General features: G+C 64.7%; 1 protein-coding gene. It reads left to right on the top strand.

The annotated features are described in order from the left end of the window. Positions 1-249 (top strand): Gfo/Idh/MocA family protein (locus SB725_RS32885; protein WP_410923660.1); only part of this gene is annotated, 249 nt, incomplete at both ends.

The following is a 249-nucleotide window of genomic DNA, read 5'->3' as shown; positions in this document are numbered from 1 at the left end:
CGCCCCGCAACACGAAAAAACCGTGCGTGCCGCCATCGCCGCCGGCAAAGACGTCTACTGCGAATGGCCGCTGACCACCACCACCGCAGACTCCGAACAACTGCTGCACCTGGCCAAGGATGCCGGCGTGCGCCACATCGTCGGTCTGCAACGCCGCCACGCGCCGCACAACCGCTACCTGCAAGACCTGCTGCAGCAAGGCTTCGTCGGCAAGGTGCGCTCCGTGCGCATGCACGTCAGCATGAATTA

It is taken from the genome of Pseudomonas sp. SIMBA_041, from assembly GCF_046535095.1.
In the GTDB taxonomy this organism is placed as follows: Bacteria; Pseudomonadota; Gammaproteobacteria; order Pseudomonadales; family Pseudomonadaceae; genus Aquipseudomonas; species Aquipseudomonas mucoides.
The sequence above is the reverse complement of the archived record's forward strand: the minus strand, read 5'-3'. Positions and strand labels throughout refer to the sequence as shown.